The organism is Desulfurellaceae bacterium, from assembly GCA_021296095.1.
In the GTDB taxonomy this organism is placed as follows: Bacteria; Desulfobacterota; Binatia; order Bin18; family Bin18; genus JAAXHF01.
In genome coordinates, this window is the sequence record JAGWBB010000169.1 from 3,211 (window position 1) to 7,937 (window position 4,727).

At 64.7% G+C, this 4,727-nt stretch carries 5 protein-coding genes; 1 reads left to right on the forward strand and 4 read right to left on the reverse strand.

Features of this window, described 5'->3' with window-relative positions; all coding sequences use genetic code 11:
* The 4 genes from J4F42_22330 to J4F42_22345 form a co-directional block, all read right to left on the reverse strand.
* On the reverse strand, positions 1-440 hold a 440-nt coding region (locus tag J4F42_22330), incomplete at its 3' end, for a hypothetical protein (GenBank protein MCE2488261.1).
* Positions 433-1,602, reverse strand: a complete 1,170-nt coding sequence (locus J4F42_22335) for an amidohydrolase (protein ID MCE2488262.1) — start codon at positions 1,600-1,602, stop codon at positions 433-435. The genes J4F42_22330 and J4F42_22335, both read right to left, overlap by 8 nt.
* Before the next feature lie 14 nt (positions 1,603-1,616).
* Positions 1,617-2,183, reverse strand: a complete 567-nt coding sequence (locus tag J4F42_22340; protein MCE2488263.1) for an amidohydrolase family protein — start codon at positions 2,181-2,183, stop codon at positions 1,617-1,619.
* Positions 2,184-2,856: 673 nt separating this feature from the next.
* Entirely contained in the window at positions 2,857-3,609 is a 753-nt protein-coding gene (locus J4F42_22345; GenBank protein ID MCE2488264.1) for a hypothetical protein, read from the reverse strand.
* Between the two features lie 147 nt (positions 3,610-3,756).
* On the opposite strand from J4F42_22345, the gene J4F42_22350 reads away from it, so the two are divergent.
* Positions 3,757-4,727: hypothetical protein (locus J4F42_22350; GenBank protein MCE2488265.1), on the forward strand; the 971-nt coding region annotated here is incomplete at its 3' end.

Consider the following 4,727-nt stretch of genomic DNA (forward strand, 5'->3'; position numbering starts at 1 on the left):
ACGTCCAGCAACACTCCGCGTGACACCACGCCGTCGAACCACACGTCCAGGGCGCCCCAGCTGGCGCCGGCGTGGCCGACGTGGTCGCTGAAACGGCGCCCGTTGTACAGCTGGCCCTGGTACTCGACATGACACAGGGCATCCATATGGGTCATGGTGTGGCCGTGATAGATCATGCCAAAATAATCCACCGCCGCCTGCGAGGCGCCGCGCCGAATCGGATACAGCATGTGGTAGTCCAGCGCAGGCTGGGGAGGGATGTCGCGCGACAGCGAAACCACCCGGCCGCGGCGGGCCAGGGCTACCGCAGCGGCCCGTTTTTCCGGGCTGATCAGGTTCAGGGTTCCGCGCTGGTCGTCAGCCCCCCAGCGGCCCCAATTATTGAGGCGCTCGAAATAGCCCTCGACCTCGGCCTGTGACGGCGGCGTCCAGTCAGCCATGCCCTTCCCCCCCAGGCTCGCCCGTTGACCCGGACACGCCGTACAGCTCGGCCGCGTTGTGCCACACCATCTGTTCCCGGTCGTGGGCCGGGATGGGCGCAAACGTCTGAGCCATAAACTCACGGCTGTTCGGCCAGGTCGAGGTGGCGAGCGGAAAATTCGTGGTCCACAGGATATTCCCGGCGCCCAGAAAGCGGTGGGTGTGGAGCAGGCTGTGGCGGTCGTACCAGCCGGTGAAATAGCACTGGCGCTTGAACAGCTCGGTCGGCGTCAGCTCATAGCCCTGCAAGTCCAGGCGAAACTGCTCAGAATGATAGTCGGCCGCCTCCAGGGCAAACACGCCCCAGCCCAGGGCGCTCTCGGCAAACACGACGCGCAGGCGCGGAAAGCGCGCCAAAATCCGCGACACCAGCAGGTTGCCCAGGACTGTGGCGGAGCTGAACGGACGCGACAGGGCCTGGAAGGCGCCGCTCAGCGCGGACGAAAACGCCGGGTCGGGCGGAAACTGAATATCCGGCGAGGCGCCGGCGTGGAAACACAGCGGCACGCCCAGCGCCTGGCAGGTCGCCCAGACCGGATCGTACTCGGCCTCGTTGACATGCGGCAGCTCGCGCAGGTGCATGGGAATGGCCGGATACACCACCCCGCGGTGTCCCTTGGCCACCGCGCGTTCGATCTCGGCAACCGTTGTCTCAACCGGATACAGGGGTACCAGACACTGGGGGATAAAGCGCGGGCTGGCGGCCGCCCACTCCTCGATCAGCCAGTCGTTGTAGGCCCGGACACAGGCCAGCTCGAGGGCCGGATCGGTCAGCCGACCAAAAGTCTCTCCGGCCAGACCGGCCAGGCCGGGATACAGCACCGCAGCGTCCACGCCGTCGGCGTCCATGGCTTTCAGCCGCTCGGCCGGACTATGGGCGAGCGGGGAGACATCCTCCCAACGCTGCGGCAACTGATTGCGATCAGCCAGGGTGGCGCCCGCAGCGGCAACCCCGTCCAGAGCTACCGGCCGGCCATCAACCAGCCAGCGCTGGCTGCCATCGGCCTGCTCGACCAGGTGCGGAACCCGTTCCCGCCAACTTTTGGGGAGACGCTGGGTCCACACCTGGGGGTGTTCGACCACGTGCTCGTCGCTGCTGATAAAACCGAATCGGCGTTCCACCCGCCCCTCCCGGCCTAGGCCAGCTTGTAGAGGTTTTGCGCGTTGGCGTACAGCAGCCGCTCGCGCTCGTCGGCCGGCACATCGACCAGGGTGCGCTCAACCGTCGCCCACGAGTCGGGATAGGTCGAGGTGTTGTGCGGATAGTCCGACTGCCACATGATGTTGTCGATGCCGATCATGTGACGCGACGCCAACCCGACCTTCTCAAACCAGAAACACACGTACATCTGACGCCGGAACTGCTCGCTGGGTCGGGTCACCACCCCCTCGGTCCACAGCCGGCGGCGTTCCCACTCGTGGTCGCAGGCCTCCAGGGCATAGTTGATCCAGCCCAGGCCCGTCTCGGCGCATACCCACTTGAGACGCGGATAGCGCTCCAGATTGCCGGAGAAGATCAGGTTGGGCAGAAACTGACACACCGCCGACAGCCCGCCGGGAATAAAACTGACCGTGATCTGAGCCCGGTTATAGGCTTTCCAACTCGGCGGACGCAGCACAATCCCGGCGTTGGCGTGCCAGTGAATCGGCACCTCGAGTTCCTGACACACGTCCCACAACGGGTTCCAGTACGGGTCGTTGATCCGGGGTACTGACCCGGCCGCCGAGCCCGTTCGTCCCGGCCCTGCAGCACGAGGTTGGGCTCGGCCACCATCAGAATCCCCTTATGCCCCTTTTTGACCGCGCGCTCGACCTCGGCCACCGCCACGCTGATATCGCTCAGGTAGGGGATCAGGGCCAGCGGAATATAGCGCGGGCTGACCTCGCTCCACTCGGTCAGCCCGTCGTTATAGGCCCGAATACAGGCCAGCTCAAACTCGGCGTCACCCTGCAGAAAGGTCGCGTTCTGGACCGGTGGGTTGGGAAACAAGACCTCGCCATCCACCCCGTCCTCGTCCAGGACCTTGAGCCGTTCGACCGGATCGTAGACCTTGAGCGGCACCTCTTCCCAGCGCTGCGGGTGATAGGTCCGCCGGGGATCGTCCATCACCGCCGGACAGTTACACACCCCCCGGGTATCGACGACCTTGCCGTTGATCGACCAGCGCTCAACGGCGTGCTCGACCGGCTCGGCCATCAGCGCGGGATCGCGCGTTTCAATAATATGCGGAATGCGATCCCCCCACCTGGCCGTGGACATCCGGTCCAGGAACGTATTCTTATCCAACTGGCCGTGGGAATCCGCGCTGATTAAGCCGTGACTGATATTCATGGGCGGAACCCTCTCCCTAGCCCTCTCCCTGTAGGGAGAGGGAACTACTTTTCCATGCCGGCGATAGCGTCCTGGGTACTCCCGCCATAGCTCTCGGCCGCGTCCTGGTCGAACGTCAGCACCATCAGGCTTGCCCCGTCCGGCCCGCAGACAAGCGGCTGCGCGTCTTCACCCGCCTCTACGAAACGCAGGCCCTTGGCTTCGAGCGACTTGCCGCCGACCGAGGCCGAGCCGGACAGCACGACCTCGTAGCGTCCATAGGCCGGTGCGCCGGGCGCAAAGGCCATATGCGGCGGGCACGCGATGATCCGGGCCGAGGGCCCGCGGCTGTCGGGAATCAAGACCTTTTGGCGTGCGTCGGGATGGCCGGGCAGCGGCTCCCAGTCCACCTCGTGGGCGTTGCACGAGAATTCCCGGCCACGCGTGTTGGCCTGGTAGCGGCGCTTCCTGTTCCGCATCATGACCACCCCGCCGGGCTTGGTGTGCAGGACCAGCATGTCGTGCCGACTGACCTTGAACGGGCCGTAGGGCACGTTGTGCTCGGTGTAGTGGACAGCCGGAGCGTCCAGCCGAAAGGTCGGAAACTCCATCGAGCCTTCGAGCAGGAGCTGAAACTGGGCGGCCAGATGAAAGTGCGGCTCCACCTCATAGCCCTCGGAAATCTGGGCCCGGACAGCCTCTGGTCCGCCGTCTTCGCCCCTCAGGTACATTTGCAGCCGGGTCTCCCCGTCGCCATCCAGCGCCAGCGTCTTCCACGCCACCTCGGACGGCTCAACAGCAAAGCGATGTGTATCCATGCTCCCTCCTTGTTGGACAGCCTGCCGAGCGTACTCAGCCTACGCATGGCTTACTGTATCGGACGGCTGATCGTCAAGACGCCGGCCACAGCGTTGAAAGCCGGACCTGAATCTGTCACAAGGGGTGGGAGCGAGGAGGGCGCTGTCATGCAGACAATCGGCGGTTTATGGCACCTGATACGGGGCAGCTACGGCAAGCTGGCGCTGGCTATTGGCTGCGGCCTGCTGTTTGCCGGGACCGGACTCATTCCGCCCCTGCTCATCCGGCAGATCATTCAGTGGATCACGGATGGGGGCGGCACACTCGAAGCCCTGATCCTCATCACCGTACTGCTGCTGGTGGTGTATGTCGGCCGCGGCCTGGCCCGCTACGGCTATGGGCGCTTTTCACACGAAGTGTCGTTTGACGTGCTGCACAGCCTGATGGTCCGGGTGTATACCCACCTCCAGGGTCTGCCCCACCGCTTTTTCAACAACCAGCGGACGGGCTCGCTGATCGCCCGCTCGATCAACGATATCGAATCCATCGAAGACTTCATCGCCCACGGCATTCCAGAACTGACCATCGCCTGCGTCCTGCCCACGGCCATGATCAGCGTGCTGTTTTATCTGAACTGGCAGCTGGCCCTGATTGCCCTGGTGCCGCTGCCGCTGGCCAGCTGGCTGGTCTTCCGTTCGGTCTCAAGAGTCCGCAAAGAGTGGCGACCGGTCCGCACCCGGCTCGAAGAACTCACCGCCCAGGTGCAGGACAACCTGTCCGGGGTCAGCGTGATCAAGTCCTTCGTGCAGGAAGGTCGCCAGGCGGCCGCCATCGAGACGCGCAGTCGCCGGCTGCACGACGACATGCTGCGCGCCAGCAGCCTGTCGTTCGTACCGGTCGGGGTGATCGAGGTCACCAGCGGTGTGGGAGTCGTTCTGGTTGCCCTGGCCGGCGGCGGGATGGCCCTGGCCGGCACGGTCAGCGCGGCCGACCTGTTCGTGTTCATTGTCTACCTGACCCAGATCTACCAGCCCTTTCTGCAGCTGGCCAATACCAACGACACCCTGCAAAAGGCTGCCGTCAGCTCGGAGCGCGTGTTTGAGCTGCTCGACATCCAGCCCGATATTGTCAGTCCCCC

Bases quoted from the DNA above. Each gene is read 5' to 3' on its own strand.
- J4F42_22345 (MCE2488264.1), bottom strand. From the start codon at position 3,609: ATGGATACACATCGCTTTGCTGTTGAGCCGTCCGAGGTGGCGTGGAAG.